Origin of the sequence: Billgrantia bachuensis (assembly GCF_011742165.1) — a bacterium.
GTDB classification, from domain to species: Bacteria; Pseudomonadota; Gammaproteobacteria; order Pseudomonadales; family Halomonadaceae; genus Halomonas; species Halomonas bachuensis.
In genome coordinates, this window is record NZ_JAAQTO010000039.1 from 40541 (window position 1) to 54098 (window position 13558).

Annotated in this window: 17 protein-coding genes; 2 read left to right on the forward strand and 15 right to left on the reverse strand. The window is 61.2% G+C overall.

Translation table 11 applies throughout. The features are described 5' to 3' along the window. Positions 1-10 precede the first annotated feature (10 nt). The 5 genes from HBJ55_RS14135 to HBJ55_RS14155 form a co-directional block, all read right to left on the reverse strand. Positions 11-451 carry a DUF1801 domain-containing protein gene (locus tag HBJ55_RS14135; protein ID WP_167116066.1) on the reverse strand — a complete coding sequence of 147 codons (441 nt, stop codon included), beginning with the start codon at positions 449-451 and terminating at the stop codon, positions 11-13. A gap of 58 nt (positions 452-509) precedes the next feature. After that, positions 510-1220, reverse strand: coding sequence for a class I SAM-dependent methyltransferase (locus HBJ55_RS14140; RefSeq protein ID WP_167116068.1), 711 nt, complete (start codon positions 1218-1220; stop codon positions 510-512). Between the two features lie 43 nt (positions 1221-1263). Then, positions 1264-1677 carry an ester cyclase gene (locus HBJ55_RS14145; RefSeq protein ID WP_167116071.1) on the reverse strand — a complete coding sequence of 138 codons (414 nt, stop codon included), beginning with the start codon at positions 1675-1677 and terminating at the stop codon, positions 1264-1266. Between the two features lie 49 nt (positions 1678-1726). Then, complete coding sequence (locus HBJ55_RS14150) at positions 1727-1912, reverse strand: GFA family protein (protein ID WP_167116074.1); 186 nt, start codon at positions 1910-1912, stop codon at positions 1727-1729. Between the two features lie 202 nt (positions 1913-2114). Then, complete coding sequence (locus HBJ55_RS14155; protein WP_206022646.1) at positions 2115-2483, reverse strand: truncated hemoglobin; 369 nt, start codon at positions 2481-2483, stop codon at positions 2115-2117. Here HBJ55_RS14155 and HBJ55_RS14160 point away from each other — a divergent pair. Then, positions 2482-4647, forward strand: coding sequence for an ATP-binding protein (locus tag HBJ55_RS14160; RefSeq protein ID WP_206022648.1), 2166 nt, complete (start codon positions 2482-2484; stop codon positions 4645-4647). The genes HBJ55_RS14155 and HBJ55_RS14160 overlap by 2 nt on opposite strands. A 51-nt stretch (positions 4648-4698) precedes the next feature. Here the strand turns inward: HBJ55_RS14160 and HBJ55_RS14165 are convergent, their stop codons facing one another. Beyond that, a complete protein-coding gene (locus tag HBJ55_RS14165; protein WP_167116083.1) occupies positions 4699-5355 on the reverse strand; it encodes a TetR/AcrR family transcriptional regulator in 657 nt (218 codons plus the stop codon). 91 nt (positions 5356-5446) lie between these two features. Between HBJ55_RS14165 and fabF the strand changes: the two genes are divergently transcribed. Then, positions 5447-6712 (forward strand): beta-ketoacyl-ACP synthase II, encoded by a 1266-nt coding sequence (gene fabF, locus HBJ55_RS14170; RefSeq protein ID WP_167116085.1) that lies wholly within the window; start codon positions 5447-5449, stop codon positions 6710-6712. A gap of 87 nt (positions 6713-6799) precedes the next feature. Here fabF and HBJ55_RS14175 read toward each other — a convergent pair whose 3' ends face one another. The 9 genes from HBJ55_RS14175 to HBJ55_RS14215 form a co-directional block, all read right to left on the reverse strand. Further along, entirely contained in the window at positions 6800-7414 is a 615-nt protein-coding gene (locus HBJ55_RS14175; protein ID WP_167116089.1) for a DNA-3-methyladenine glycosylase I, read from the reverse strand. A gap of 31 nt (positions 7415-7445) precedes the next feature. Then, complete coding sequence (locus tag HBJ55_RS14180) at positions 7446-7736, reverse strand: YciI family protein (protein WP_240936118.1); 291 nt, start codon at positions 7734-7736, stop codon at positions 7446-7448. Positions 7737-7753: 17 nt separating this feature from the next. Beyond that, entirely contained in the window at positions 7754-8335 is a 582-nt protein-coding gene (locus HBJ55_RS14185; protein WP_167116092.1) for a TetR/AcrR family transcriptional regulator, read from the reverse strand. A 499-nt stretch (positions 8336-8834) separates the two neighbouring features. Next, positions 8835-9773, reverse strand: a complete 939-nt coding sequence (locus tag HBJ55_RS14190; protein ID WP_167116097.1) for a GGDEF domain-containing protein — start codon at positions 9771-9773, stop codon at positions 8835-8837. Positions 9774-10190: 417 nt separating this feature from the next. After that, positions 10191-10607 (reverse strand): SRPBCC family protein, encoded by a 417-nt coding sequence (locus HBJ55_RS14195; RefSeq protein WP_167116099.1) that lies wholly within the window; start codon positions 10605-10607, stop codon positions 10191-10193. Positions 10608-10942: 335 nt separating this feature from the next. After that, the gene (locus tag HBJ55_RS14200) at positions 10943-11536 is read right to left on the reverse strand and encodes a GNAT family N-acetyltransferase (protein WP_167116102.1); all 594 of its coding nucleotides are present in this window, start codon (positions 11534-11536) and stop codon (positions 10943-10945) included. 174 nt (positions 11537-11710) lie between these two features. Then, entirely contained in the window at positions 11711-12280 is a 570-nt protein-coding gene (locus HBJ55_RS14205) for a GNAT family N-acetyltransferase (RefSeq protein WP_167116105.1), read from the reverse strand. A gap of 110 nt (positions 12281-12390) precedes the next feature. Then, entirely contained in the window at positions 12391-13041 is a 651-nt protein-coding gene (locus HBJ55_RS14210) for a dihydrofolate reductase family protein (RefSeq protein WP_167116108.1), read from the reverse strand. Positions 13042-13155: 114 nt separating this feature from the next. Continuing rightward, entirely contained in the window at positions 13156-13506 is a 351-nt protein-coding gene (locus tag HBJ55_RS14215) for a DUF1622 domain-containing protein (RefSeq protein ID WP_167116111.1), read from the reverse strand. Between the last annotated feature and the right edge of the window lie 52 nt (positions 13507-13558).

The window sequence follows — 13558 nt, forward strand, 5'->3', positions numbered from 1 at the left end:
CAGGCTCTCGCTAGAACATAGGCTCGCCGGGCAGGCTGGCGGCCTGGCGCAGCCATTGCGTCAGCTGGTCTTCGTCGATTGGCTCGTCCTGGTGGATATGAAGATAGCGGGTGTTGGGGTCCTTGGATGCAATGGGCGGCAGCGGCTCCAGCGAGGCGCCGTTGAGAAATGCCACCTTGATGTACTTGGTGAAGCAGTGAAAGGTGAGGAACCAGCCCTGGCCCTCGATGCCATAGAAGGGCGAGTTCCACCTCACGGCCTTTTGCACCTCGGGGACCGTACGCACGATGAGCGCATCGAGCCGCCGCCCGATGTCCTGCTTCCACTCCGGCATGGCGGCGATGTAGGCCTGCACCGGGCCGTCGCCGTCACCCTTTGCGATCTGCGGGTTGCCTCCCGACAGTAGCTTCGGTTTCGCATCTGACGGTGGCTTGGTCTTGTCGCGTGTCATGGCATGCCCCTTCATAAGTCTGAATGCAGGCCTAGCGTGGATCCTCTGCACAGCCTGGTCAGGCAACTGGGTCTTGGCCTCGTCTCGATATCCAGGCATGGAACAAGCCGGCCTGGAAGAACGGCACAGGATGCTCAAAGCCACCCGCCTCGATGATCGACTCAACCTTGGCCGGCGAGAGGACACCCACATCGTTAGCGTAGGCTTTACGCATGCGCTCCACCGCTTCTGGGGAAATATCCGCCCCGGCCATCATGTTCATCCAGGCATGCAGCAGCACTTCGTATTCAGGCGAGTCGACATCCGACGCCAGGTCGGAACTCGCGAGAAGTCCGCCCGGCTTGAGTCTTTCTGCAATTTCGCTGAAAAACCGGGAGCGCTCCACCTCGTCCAGAATGAACTGGGAGACCAGGAAACAAGTGGCGGCATCATGCGATTTCAGCGCCGGCAGTGAGGCAAGGTAGCCTTCGTGGAATTCACACCGTGACGCCACCCCTTCCTCTTCTGCCCTGCGTCGACAGATAGCCAGCATAGCGCCCGATGGCTCCACCGCCGTAAAACGCCAGCCGGGATACTTCGAGGCGAGATAGAGCAGCTCATCGCCGGTTCCCACGCCGACACAGAGGATCCGCGCGTCCGATGGCAGCTCGGCAAACAGCGACCCGAGAAGCAGGTGCAAGCAGTTTCGAATCGGCGCCGTTTTCGCCCACTGCGCATCGTAGCTTGCCGCCTGCTGGTCGAACAGCGCCTTGATTTCGTCCTGATGCATCTGACTCTCCATGCTTGATGCCTGACACGCGAGGGAGGTGGTGTCAGGCGCGACTCGGGTCGACAGAGGGCTGTAGCTGGGCCTCGATAGCCGCTTTGTCGATGACGGACCACACCTCTGCAATCTTCTTGCCGCGGAACTCATAGAACACGTTCTCGGCAAAGGACACCCTTCTTCCGCAGACCGCCAGCCCAAGAAAATTACCTCTGGGCGTGCAGTGGAAGCGGAGTCGGCTGGCGATGAAGGGCGGATCGGCAACCAACAGCTCGACATGGAAGAATAGATCAGGGATCTCGGAGCTGTCTCTCTCCAGCATGCGCCGGTAGCCCGATACCCCGAGCTGCTCGCCGTTGTGTTTGACGTCTTCGTGAACAAAGCGCTCCAGCGATGGCCAATCCTGCCTGTTCAAGCAGGCGATGTAGTCCCGATAAATGCTCGTGAGTTCGGACTTGGTCATCTGCGTACTCCTCTCTGCGCCAGCGGATGCGCTGTGATGACGAGGCATTTCATCGGGTGCCGGCCTCACCGGCGTGGTTTGCGTAGTCCTGGATCAGGCTTTCGTAGTGTTCAAAGGGAGGGAACTGATCGAAGCGATGAATCGCCGGCGTGGTGGCCCATGGCAGCTTCTCGCTCGTGTAGGTCTCGATGAACGGCACGAACCAGGTGGCATCGTCAAACATTGTCGGGCGCATGTAGCGGCACCTCGATAGTAAGGCTGGCATTAGTCCAGAAATGACGATCCGGCTTTCTATCGCGTTCACTTCACCGTCACTGACCGGATGCAAGGCCGTTATCGACCGGCGCAAGCCGACCGATACCGGTAACTATATCACCCACTCCTTCAGCCGGCCGAGCCGGTCGCAGTTGGGCAATGGCCGAATGGCTCAGCCTCGCTCATTTGTGGATGATCTCCCCCTTGAGCGAATAGGCAATGCCCAGCACTTCGTCGCAGACCGGTCGCGGATACTCCATCTCGTTCATGGCCTGCATGATGTCATCCATCACGGCCACGTATTCGGCCGCGCTGACGTTCATGCCGGTGTGGGTCTCGATCATCGAGCGCCCGGTGTATTCCACGGGCCCGCCGGAACCGGCCGCGATGAACTCCTTGACCTTGATGCGAGCCCGGTCCAGCGCCTCCTGGTCGAGCGCTTGGTAGCGTGGGCCGGCGACGTCGTTCTGCAGGTGGAGTTCGACGATGCGATCGCAAAGCTTGTCAATGCCGGCTCGACCGCCGAGTCTGTCATAAAGAGTTTCGTTCATGTCGAGATGTTCCTTTCTTGGATGCGGTTTCGGTTCGGTACCGTGGTACCTACATAAAGGGCGTAACATTCCTTGTTACAACCGCAACAAAGGCAACCGAGCGATGACGGAAGCGGACCTCTCCTCGATTCGCACCGCCCTGGAGGACGGCGACTTCGCCTTGGCCCAGCAACAGCTCGCCGGGTTGACGATGCCACCTTCAGCCGAGCTGCTGGCGCTACAGGCCCAGGCGGCTTACGGCACCGGCGACCTGGAAGGCACGCTGGCCGCCTATGGCGAGCTCTACCACCTGCACCTGGAAGCGAACCGCCTCCATGAGGCTGCCTTTGCCGCCGTCATGGTCGGCATGTACCTGATGATGGACACGGGCCTGATGGCCACCGTGCGTGCCTGGCTGTCGCGGGCGGAACGCCTGGTAAAAGACGCGCCGGACAATCCCGTCTGGGCGTGGCTCGCCGCCGTGCGCACCTATGAGCGCCTGATGTGCGGCGACATGCCGGGCACGGCGCAGTGGGCGCAACGGGCCATGGACGAAGGCCAACGGCACAGCCTGGCCCCACCGTCGATCATCGGGCAGGTGGCCATGGCGCGGGTCCGCATCCATGACGGCGACCTGGATGAAGGGCTGAGTGCACTGGACGACGTTGCCGTGGAGCTGAGCTCCGGCCATCTCGATCCCCTCACCACGGGACAGATGTGGTGCGAGGTCATCTGCGCCATGCAGTGGATCGGCCAGCACGACCGCGCCGAGGAGTGGACCGAGGCGATGGAACGCTGGCGCCATGGGGCGGCGTTCGGCGGGCTCAACGGCCGCTGCCGGGTGCACCGCGCGGAAATCATGCGCCTGCGCGGGCCTTGCGACGCCGCCGAGCAGGAGGCGCTGCTGGCCTGCGAGGAGCTGCGCCCGTGGATGCGGCGGGAGTACGGCTGGCCGTTGACCGAACTCGGCAACGCGCGGCTGCGCAAGGGTGACTTCGCCGGTGCCGAGGAGGCGTTTCTCGCGGCGCATCAGAACGCCTGGCTCCCTCAACCGGGCCTGGCGCTGCTGCGATTGGCCGAGGGCCGGGTCGACGAAGCGCTATCCATGATCAACGGCGCCCTCGACCATCCATTCGACGTGCCGTCGAAGGAGCGCCCGCCTTCGGGAGGCCTGCAGCGGGCTCCTTTGCGCGATGCCCAGGTGGTCATCGCGCTGGCGGCCGGAGACGGCGGCACGGCCCGCACCGCCGCAGCCGACCTCGCGGAGATCGCCCGGACGTACCGGAGCCGCACGCTGCAGAACTCGGCGCTCGCCGCGCAGGGTCGCCTAGCGTTATTCGACAGTCAGCAGAACGATGCGATACGGCTTCTGAGCGAGGCCGTCATGGAATGGGTCTCGCTGCGAATGCCGTTCGAGGCGGCGCAACTGCGCGTCGAACTGGCGGCGGCGCACCGCGCGGCGGGCAACGACAAGTCGGCCGAGCTGGAGCTCGACGCGGCGTGTCGAGCCTTCGAGAACCTCCATGCCCTGCCCTGGGCGGAACTGGCCCGCGAACACGTGCCGGTCCTGGCTGCGCGTCAAGCGGCCGAGCCCGAGCAGTGCCTCTTCCGTTGCGAGGGGGACATGCGCACGGTGACGTTCGACGGCCTCACCGTGTACTTGAAGGATCTGAAGGGCATGCACTACCTGGAACGCCTGCTGATGGAGCCCGGCCGGGAATTTCATGTGCTCGATCTGGTGGCTGTGGAGCGTGGCTCACTCCCGGTCGGTGGCGCTGTGGGTGGCACCAGGCGCGGTGCTGATTCCGGCTTGGGCCAGGCGGGGTTGGAAGTGTTCGACTCAAAGGCCCGTGAGGCCTACCGGCAGCGACTCGCCGAAACCGAAGAGGACATTGCCGAGGCCGAGGCAAACAATGATTTCCACCGTGCTGAGCTGGCGCGTGCCGACCGTCAGTTCTTGATCGATGAGCTTCGTCGCGGCGTCGGTCTGAACGGTCGGGCCCGAACCGTCGGTGACGGCCTGGAACGCGCTCGCACCAGCGCCACCCGCTCGCTGCGCTACGCCCTCAAGCGCATCTCGCAGCATCACCCGAGCCTCGGCAAGCATCTAGTACGAACGATCCGAACCGGCAGCTATTTCGCCTACGAGCCCGACCCTCGCGCGCCGGTGCACTGGACGACCTGACGGCTCCCGACGGGCGCGCCCGCTCCGGTATTCAGGGCCGATCGGGTACGCTCAAACGCCGCCCTGCCCCGCAACTCCCGCCATGCCGTCCAGTTCGCTCTCATCGACGCCGAGCATCTGCAGGATGTTGCGCTGGGCGGCGTCGAGGATACGCTGGCGCTCCTGCTCGCTGGGCAGGCTCTTGGCGATGGCCACGGCACCTACCAAGGAGGCGAGAATCACGCGGGATTTGTCGGCGATGATCTCGCGGTCGGGCTCGAAGGGGAGTTTCTTGAGGCGACTCAGCGCGATGAGGCGGGTTTCCAGCATCTTCTTCATGCGCAGGTAGGAGGCTTCGAACAGTGTGCGGATCTCGGCGTTCTCGTTGCCGATCTCGTTGAACAGCACCGACTCGGGACCCGGCTTGCGCTTGCGTTCCAGCTCCTGCAAGTTCCAGCAGTTGGCGACCAGCTCCGTCAGGTGCTTCACTGAGAGGGGCCCCTTGACCAGCCGTGCCGCGCGGCTGCTCTCCAGGGTTTCGCGCACCGAGGCGTGATAGAGCGCCTCCTTCGAGGAGAAGTGCGCGTAGAAGGCGCCGTGGGTCATCTTGGCCAATTTCATGATCTGGCCGATGGAGACCTTTTCGAAGCCCTTGCGGCTGAACAGCTCGATGGCCGACTTGAGGATACGCTCCCGAGACTTGGCCTTGTGGTTCGTCGAGTAGGGCATGGCGACTTCACACTCCCACGCTGAATATTATCTTGATCATATCAAGCTCGGTGTTAGCGTGGCACAACCCCAAGCTGTTCAGGAAATTACCATGCAATCACCGCTCGTCATCACCGGCATGGGCATGATCAGCCCCCTCGGTTGCGGCGTCAAGGCAGGCTGGGAGCGCCTGCTTGCCGGCCGCTCCGGCATCTCTTCGATCAGCCGCTTCGATACTGGCGAGCTGCCGGTCAAGGTCGCGGGCTCGGTGCCCGGCATCGAGAGTGACCCGGAAGCCGGCCTCGACCCGGACCGCGTGCTGGATGTCAAGGAGCGCCGCAAGCTGGAGCTGTTCAGCCTCTACGCCATGGCCGCCGCCGAAGAGGCGCTGACCCAGGCCAACTGGTTCCCCCAAAGCGATGCGGATCGGCTGGCCACGGCCACCATCGTGGGCTCCGGCATCGGCGGCTTCCCTACCATCACACAGGCGCAGAACACCCTCTCGACGCGCGGCCACCGCAGGCTCTCACCGTTCACCGTGCCGGCCTTCCTGGCCAACCTGGCGGCGGGCAATGTCTCGATCCGCTATGGCTTGCGCGGGCCGATCGGCTGCCCGGTCACGGCCTGTGCGGCCGGCGTGCAGGCCATCGGCGACGGCATGCGCCTGATCCGCAGCGGCGAGGCCGAGGTGGCTTTGGTGGGTGGCGCCGAGGCCTGTATCGATCCACTCTCGCTGGCCAGCTTCCACGCCATGAAGGCGCTCTCCACCGAGCAGGACGACCCTGCCAAGGCGTCGCGACCCTTCGACCAGGCCCGCAGCGGCTTCGTGATGGGGGAAGGCGCGGGACTGCTGGTGATCGAAACCCTGGCCCACGCCGAGGCGCGCGGGGCAACGCCGCTGGCCATCCTAAGTGGCTACGGCACCAGCGCGGATGCCCACCACATCACCGCCGGCCCGGAAGACGGCGCCGGTGCCGCGGCGGCCGTCCGCGCGGCGCTGCGGATGGCGGGTCTCTCTCCCGGAGCAATCGACCATATCAATGCCCACGCCACCTCGACGCCTGTAGGCGACCGCGCTGAAATCGCATCGCTGCGCAACGCCTTCGGCGACGCCCTGGGTGGCATCCCGATCTCCGCCACCAAATCCTCGACCGGCCACCTGCTGGGTGCCGCCGGCGGAGTGGAGAGCATCTTCTCCGCCTTGGCGGTGATGCACGACCGCCTGCCCCCTACTCTGAACCTGGAGAACCGCGACGAGGACCTGCACGACCTGGATATCGTCTCGGGCTCGGCACGCGAGCACGCGACTCAGCACGTGCTGTGCAACGGCTTCGGCTTCGGTGGGGTGAATGCGGCGCTGATCGTGAGCAAGGTGTAGAGGGCCGTTCCGGCTTTCGTCGTTAAACGGTAGTACCCCGGCCAGGTACCTGGCTCGGGGTGCACTAGTGGCGCGTTGGCTACGTGACTACGCAGCGGCAGGCCGCTCGAAGCCCAGACGGGCACGTTCGACCTCGTCACGGACGACGCAGCCTATTGCGTGGTCGTTGATCAATCCCATGGCCTGCATGAAGGCGTAAACCGTCGTCGGCCCAACGAACTTCCAGCCTTGCTTCTTGAGTGCCTTTGACAGTGCAATCGACTCCGCCGATGTCGATGCACTCTGTGGCTCAACGTCCCGCTGCGGGGCTGGCTCATGGCGCCAGAAGAAGGCCGCAAGAGAGCCTTCCCGCTCGACGAGCTCCATGGCACGGCGCGCATTGTTGATGACGGCTTCGATCTTGCCACGGTGGCGTACGATTCCCGCATCGTTAACCAACCGCTCGACATCGTGCTGATCAAACTGTGCGATGCGTGCAAAGTCGAAATCGCAGAAAGCAGCACGAAAGTTCTCTCGCTTCGCGAGGATCGTGCGCCAGCTCAGACCCGACTGAAACCCCTCGAGACACAGCTTTTCGAACAGGCGCCGATCATCGCTGACCGGGAACCCCCACTCGGTGTCGTGATAGGCAAGAAACTCAGGGGCAGCGCTACACCAGCGGCAACGTTGGTGGCCGTCGGGGCCAGAAATCAGATTTGTCATTTTGTCGTCCTGAGTGAAGCAGGTCGGAATGCTAGGAGAGCAGAAACGCTAGCCGTTCATCCGCCTTGTTTGGGGCTACTTCAATGATTTCCGCGCTCACGACACCCTCTGCCACGAATGGATCCTCATCGACTCGCTGCTGAAGGACGTCCAGGGAGACGTTATGCGCCAGGATGGCACCGCCCTGCTTCGGCTGAATGCTGCCCGAAACGAGAAACACACCTTCATCGAAGCCGCGTTCGAGCCATTGCTTGTGGCCCTCCATGAAACGGCCGGCCTCACTCTTGTTGTCCGAAAAGCGTAGAAATACCAGGTGCATCATCAAGCCCCTTCTTGTGGTTATTCAGCGTGCGTGCTCTGTGCTACGCAGGCGTCCAGCCAATCGAGCAGTTGCTCAACCTCAGCGTCAACGAAGCTCGAGTCCTGATAGGCATTCGCCACCAAGGCGATCCCTTGGCTGCGCGCCAGCAGGTGCATCGCTAGCGCATCGGCATCGGCCTCATGCCCCAGGGCGACGAACTGCCGGTGTAGCCAGGTCCGGAACAAGGTCATGACCTCATTCGCCGCATCGCGCTGGAGATGCTCCAGCTTTGCAAGCTCGGCACAGAGCGTGCCGACCGGGCAGCCGTGGCGCATGATCTTGCCCCGGTTGCCGATCAGGATGCGGACGAAGCTGCGGATGCGCTCTACAGGCCCGCTACTCTCGGCTTCCCACTGGTCGAGCATGTCGCGCGTGTTGGCAAGGCGCCGTTGGATCACGGTTTTCAGGATCTCGTCCTTCGTCTTGAAGTGGTAATAGAAATTACCCCGGGATATGCCAACAGCTTCCGCTATGTTCGCGAAAGAGGTCTGCTCGAACCCTTGCCGATAAAACAGATCGTCCGCTGCCGTGATGATTTGCTCACGCGTCGAGTTTTGCATCGGGACCTCTCCCCTCTCACGGCAGTCGCTTCAAGCACTGTAGGACGTATGCCCTAACGTCGGATAAAGCATAGGACGATCGTCCTATTCGGTCAAGGCTCAAGGAGAGCTGCAGGTGCCGAATTCACGCTGCCCGGTAGCTGGAAGCCCCAGGGCGAGTGAGATCGAGCTGACCACGGCTCAAGACAAAAACCCCGAACCAGTTAACTGGCCCGGGGTTTAGCGCCACACATGTGGTGGGCTACCTGGCACTGGCTCAATGGCAGTGAACGCTACCTACGCTGTTATCCATGTGGCAGCACTGCCCCGGCGGGGAACTCTTGCGGCAGCCTCCGCCATGAGCCAGAACGCTGCTACTGAACACCAGCAGCGCAAGAGCAACGATTACTATTTTCATAGCTTCCCCTTCATTTAATTATTATCGGAAGTTCCTGCGCTGCCAGATTGCCTGAAGCCGATCCTCGACAGCAATTTTTATTTAGTCCGACGCCCTCCACTGTCACTCCGCGACGATACGATCCCGCCCGTTCTGCTTCGCGCGATATAGCAGACGATCCGCCTTCTCGATCAGCGAGGCCTGGCCGCCGCCGTCCGTCGGATCTGCAGTTGCGACCCCCATACTGACGGTGACGAGGTGGGAGACGTCGGACGCTCGATGCGGGATGGCCGCGTCACCGATGGCTGCCTGGCAGCGCTCCGCCACCTGCCGGGCGGCTTCGAGGCTTGTCTCCGGCAAGACGAGCACGAACTCCTCGCCACCGAAGCGCGCCAGCAAGTCGCGAGGCCGCACGATCGACGAGACAAGGATCTGCGCTATACGGCGCAAGCAGTCGTCGCCGGCGAGATGGCCGTAGTGGTCGTTGTACTGCTTGAAGCAGTCGATATCCAACATGATGAATGAGAGCGGTTGTTCACTGCGGCGGGCACTCGCCCACTCAGTCTCCAGCACGGAATCCAGCAGGCGGCGGTTGGCAATGCCGGTCAGGCCATCCTGATACGAGAGCTCCTCCAGCTCCCGTTGTAGCCGTAGCAGCTTCTCTTCGTTCTGCTTGCGCTCGCTGATGTCGAACATGAAGCCGATCAGCGCTTCCACTTCGCCTGCGCCGTTGCGTACTACATGCACGACATCGCGAATCCACACGTAGCTGCCGTCGGCCTTCAGCGCGCGGTAATCCGCTTCGTGATCGACCCCCGCCTTGGACTGCTCGACGCAGAAGTTGACGACTCTGTCGCGGTCGTCCGGATGCATGCGTTCTACCCAGTCGTCGATACCAACCCAGCTGTGTGGCGACCAACCCAACAGGCTCTCTATTTGCGGCCCGATATAGGTGAAGCGCAGCGTTTCCCAGTCGATCTTCCAAGGGATGGCCTTGGTGGACTCCAGCAGCGTTTTATAAACGGTGGTGTCTACATTCATCTCTACGACAACGTCATTCATGTATTCATGGCCTCCGCAAATAAGTTATGCGCGTCCATGCATGAACTGATCTTGCTTCATGACTTTGACACAGCGAGGCCAGGAAATAGAACAAAAATAAGACCATTGGACTCATACGCGAGTATGAGCCTGCCTGATGCGTGCCTTGATCCGACTGAGCGACGCCGGTGTAACCCGAACATAGCCGGCTATATCCCGGTCGGCCACACGGCTTGCGATGTGAGGGTATTCTTCGATGAGGCGCCGGTAGCGCGCCTCCGCGGAGTAGAGCAGCAGCTCGCGCTCTCGACACTCACTGCGAAAACCGTCGAGTTCAGAGGCTCGCCTGAGCGCGCGCTGCCATTTGGGGTGGGAAGCGAGCAGCCGGCCAGCTGCTCGAGAATATGCTTCGCTGTGCTCAAAAAGATCCCCTACGCATTAACCTGGACGCTTCATCTCCACATGCCGCCCGAAGTTGTCCAGGATAGCCTGCCAGCCTTGTCGCTGCATTTCCGGCGGGTTCTCCGGTTCTGCATCGAATGCCGATTTGACGAGGACGCCGTCGGCGCGTTCGATGAACTCGACCTCAACTTCCCGGCCGTCGCTCATGCGATATTCGATGAGCCGGGATGGTACGATGCGGGTGTATGTACCTTCAAAGTCAAAACCCATACTGCCGTCCTTGGCTTCCATGCGCGACAGGAATTTTCCTCCCTCGCGCAGATCCACACTACTCCGTGTGGTGTGCCAGTCGTCAGAGGCAGCGTTCCACTGTTTGATATCGTCAGGGTTGCTCCAAGCCGCCCAGACACTGTCCAGATCGGCCCTGACTACGGTTTCGATGGCGATTTTCATGAAGGGTTCCTCGAATCAAGTAAAGCGGTGGCATTCACCCCATAAACGAACGAGACGAGGCCAATTCGACATCTGTTTCGCTACGAGACTGGCCTGAGCATCAGAGTCTCGTCACCATCGTCACCGTGGTACCGCTCGTGTGCCATCCTTGCGCACAGTAGAAGCCATGCGCCCAGTAGCCTTCTTCAGAACCTGCAGTTACGTACGCAATTCCGCAACCTGTAGTCTCTTCTTGTATGACTGGTTTCAGCATGCCGCCTCCTCAAGGACTGTGATTTCTCAACATATATAGGACAATATTGTAAAGCCTTGAGCGTTTCGAGTTGCAGGTATAGTCATGAGCTGGGCACTGTTTCTTTTATCATCAGTATCCAATCTCCCGTGTGCGGACAGCGAGGAAACTGAACGATTGGCCGACGAGCTTGTATCTGGTAACCGAGCTTTTCGTATAGCTGCAGAGCGGCAGCATTCTGTTCCGCCACGATCAGGCTAAGCGTCGCTGCACGGGCTTCAGCGGCAAGTCGCTCCGCCTCTTCCATGAGGATGCGCCCCACACCTTGGCCGCGATGCGCTGAATCCGTCGCCACTGCGTTGACGTACCAGGAACCGGGGACCAACGCTTCCATCTCGACGAGTGGCCGAACGACGGCGGGAATCTCATCCAGTGGACCGATTTCGTAGGGATCGGGAATCCGGTAGCCGAGCAACATGCCAGCGATCACGCCGTCGCATTCTGCGACATGCGCATTGGTATAGCTGAATCCACTTTCGGTTCCGGCTACACGGCGAATGCCAAACGCCATGACTTCCTCACCGGGGTCGGCCATGCGCTCCCAGAGATAAGCAGGGATCCCTTCGCCTGCCAAGTTCATCAGCTCGGCCAGCTTCGGGGCATCTTCTACCTTGGCTTTGCGTATCGTGGTTTTCATGGCTCGGATTTCCATGCAATCGTTGCGAATCGTCTGGACAGCATTCGTGACTACATCAGTATGGCTCAGTCAGCCGACACGAGATGCGCCATCTGGTCCGCATCCACCTTCACAAAGGCCGGGCGGGCCGTGGCGCGCTCGACATAGCCTCGGCAGGCCGGCAACCATTCGCGTTTAGCCCGTTTGAATCTCCTTACGCATGATGGGCCGATCTTCCTTCCGGCGAGCCACTTCATGAAAACCGGCCTCTTCAAAAGCTTTGGCCAAGCCGACAAGCGAGGTGGAGGAATCGAGACGACGCTCCCCCGGTTCAACCGGATAACCCTCAACGACTCTGTACCCTTGCTGCTTGGCGAAACGCAAAATCTCATGGAGAAGCTCGAGCTGGATATTATTTCCCCGGGCCTGACGGTCGACGAAGAAACAGTTAACCGATAGCACTTCCTGATCGTCTACCGGTTTGGCAACCTGCGATTTGTTCAGTCGTGGATACCATTCGCGAGGCCCACACCCACACCAAGCAACAGGCCGCCCCTCTGCATAAGCGAGGATACCCGGCACGTCGCCCGCATCCACGTAAGCCTTCATTGCCTGGCGATTGCCCTCACCTTGCTGCTTCTTCCAGTCTGGAAATGTCAGTCGCCAGTGCATGCACCAGCAACCCTTGCAACCCTCATAGGCGCCTAATAGCGACTCAAAGTCATGCCAGGTTGCTGTGGTTAATGGCTTGAACGACAAGACCATTGCTGCCCCCTTGCCTAACTCTTGATGCTGAACAGGCTAGAGATGCGAGAAGTGCTGTCAATATACCCTTTCTCCTGCATTATCGAGCGGCCCAGCCTTCGCTGTACGACTCAACGCCTCCTCTGGAGGACGACATGGGTAGCCTTCTCGCTAGCCACCCTCTCCACGCATCGGTAGCCGAGCGCGCGCATGTCGATACCGGAGAACAAGCGCTCCCCGGCGCCGAGCAGAACAGGGGTGATGGCTAGATGGAGTTCGTCGACCAGTTGCGCCTGCAGGAACTGCTGGATGGTCGCAACGCCGCCGCCAAGGCGCACATCCTGACCGCCCGCAACCTCACGTGCACGCTTCAGGGCCTCATGAATGCCCTGAGTGAAGAAGTAGAACGTGGTGCCGCCTGCCATCTCGAGGGGAACGCGAGCATGATGCGTCAGCACGAAGACCGGCGTGTGAAACGGCGGATTGTCCCCCCACCATCCCTTCCAGCTTTCGTCCCGCCAGGGGCCGCGAACGGGGCCGAACATGTTTCGGCCCATGATCCAGGCCCCGATATTCTCGAAGCCGCGCGCAACGAAGTCGTCGTCTGTCCCGGCCTCACCGCTCTCCGTGCCTAGCACGCGCCGCTGGAACGTTGCGGTAGCAAACTGCCATGCATGGAGCTCCAAGCCATTGAGACCGCCGGGGTCCTCCCGGCTCTGTTCCGGGCCGGCGGCAAACCCATCGAGCGACAGACTGAAGCATGGCACACGTAGCTGAGTCATCGTGATCTCCTGAAGGAACACAATCCATGCTCAGTCATCGAGCGGCCCGCTCGGATTTCGACATCCGAGCCAGTGTCTCTGCGGTTTCCCTCAGGTGCCGTTTCGCCGAGTCTGTCATTCCTTCTTCTGCCAGGGCCAACGGCCGGATAGCTCAACTTCCAGCGTAAAGCTGAGGAAAGTACGGATCAGGACAATGATAGCCAGGATTCCCACCGTTTCGAAGGTCAGCTCCACCGCCACGGTATGAATGATGTCTGCCGCCACGAGAAATTCCAAGCCAAGCAGAATACCCCTCCCGAGACGTTGACGGACCTGGGTGTATATTTCTTCGGTTTTGTGATGCTTCATCAGGAAGAGCGGTACGAATACCAGCGCATGAAAGGCAATCCCGACGATAATCAGGATGCCGGTGATCTCCGTGATGCTCACACCCCACTCTGCAACCGCTTTTACAATTTCTGGCATGTTGCCTCCTGCAGCTAGTACCTTTCCGTTAGTAGCCAGGCTTGCTCTGTTA